At 54.9% G+C, this 1,767-nt stretch carries 2 protein-coding genes; both read left to right on the top strand.

What is annotated here, in order from left to right; all coding sequences use genetic code 11:
- On the top strand, positions 1–1,305 hold a 1,305-nt coding region (locus tag AC6F7T_RS13165), incomplete at its 5' end, for a DUF1015 family protein (RefSeq protein WP_500719555.1).
- On the top strand, positions 1,302–1,767 hold a 466-nt coding region (locus AC6F7T_RS13170), incomplete at its 3' end, for an HAD family hydrolase (RefSeq protein WP_500719557.1). The genes AC6F7T_RS13165 and AC6F7T_RS13170, both read left to right, overlap by 4 nt.

Consider the following 1,767-nt stretch of genomic DNA (forward strand, 5'->3'; position numbering starts at 1 on the left):
CTGCTACCGAAAAAAGGGGTCGACATGCAGCGCTGGGCAGTGATTGCCTGCGATCAGTACACCTCCGACCGTAACTACTGGCGGCATCTGGACGAGCAGGTTGGCCTGGCGCCCTCGACCTTACGGTTGACCCTGCCGGAAGTCTACCTTGAAGATGCGGACGTTGAGGAGCGCATCCAGGCCATCAACCGCACCATGGAAGCCTACCTGGCGCAAGGGGTTCTGGAAGAACAGCCGCCCGGATTTGTCCTGGTCGATCGTCGCACCTCTGCCGTTCCGTCACGCAAAGGGCTGATGGTGGCGCTGGATCTGGAACGCTACGATTATCGCCCCGGTTCCAAAAGCCTGATCCGAGCGACGGAAGGAACCATCGTCGAACGCTTGCCGCCGCGGATTCGGGTGCGTGAAAATGCACCGATTGAACTACCCCACATCATGGTGTTGATCGATGATCCGCAGTGCACGGTGATCGAGCCACTGTTCGAAGAGAAGCTAGAGAAGGTTTATGATGTTGAGCTGTTGTGCCAGGGGGGGCATCTGACGGGGTATCGGGTTGATCAACCGGAGCTTATCGAACAGGTGGCCTCGGCTCTTGAGCACCTGGCGGACCCGGCGGTTTACCGCAATCGCTACAATGTGGCAGGGGATGTCATGCTCTACGCCATGGGCGACGGCAATCATTCTTTCGCTACGGCCAAAGCGATCTGGGAGAAGATCAAGGAACAGGCTGATGATCCGCAGCAGGTGATGGATCATCCGGCCCGCTTTGCCCTGGTCGAGCTGGTCAATGTCCACGATCGGGGGCTGGAATTTGAGGCGATCCATCGGGTGTTGTTCAATGTTGACGGCGAACAGCTTAAACAGGCCATGAGCGCATATTTTCAGGAACGCGGCACCCCGTTGACGCTGACGATCTGCGGTGATTTGAAAGGAGCCAAAGCCTGCCTCGATGAAATTGAGGGGGAGCACACTTTCGTGATGGTTGTGGAGAATCAATATTTTGCCTGCGATATCGCTGATCCGGAGTACACCCTTGAGGTTGCTTCTTTGCAGGCTTTCCTTGACGAATTTTTAAGCACTAACCCGCAGGTTCGCATTGACTATATCCATGGAGATCATGAAGTGGCCGAACTCGGCAGCAAAGAGCACAACGCCGGATTTTATCTGCCTTCCATCTCCAAACATGACTTGTTCCGCACCATAGTGCTTGACGGCGCCCTGCCGCGCAAAACCTTCTCTATGGGCGAGGCGGACGAAAAACGTTTTTACCTGGAGAGTCGGCGGATTACGGCTGACAAAGCATGAAACCAGGGGCGGCAGCAGTCAACTATATTGTCTTCGATCTGGGCAAGGTGCTGATTGATTACAGCTATGTCGATTTCTTTGCCCTGTTACGTGAGCACGGCGTGCAAGCGGCCAAGGTGGAAGATTTTTTGCTGCAGGCCGGATTGCATGATTACGAACACGGCTATTTAGCCTGTGACGATTTTCTCGCCGGGATGAATAGCCTGCTCGCCCGGCCCCTTGCTCAAGAACAGTTGAGGCAAGCCTGGAACGGTCTCTTTGCTCCGATACCTGAAATGCTTGAATTAGCGGCTGAGCTTAAAAACCATTATCCGGTGTATCTGCTCTCCAATATTGGCAAGCTCCACTGGGATTTTCTGTCAGCAACCTACGCACTGGATGCTTATTGTCACGACCGCCTGGCCTCTTTTGAGGCCGGCGCCATGAAACCAGCCGCCACCATTTACCACGCTGCACAACAGC

Source organism: Pelovirga sp. (assembly GCF_059864205.1).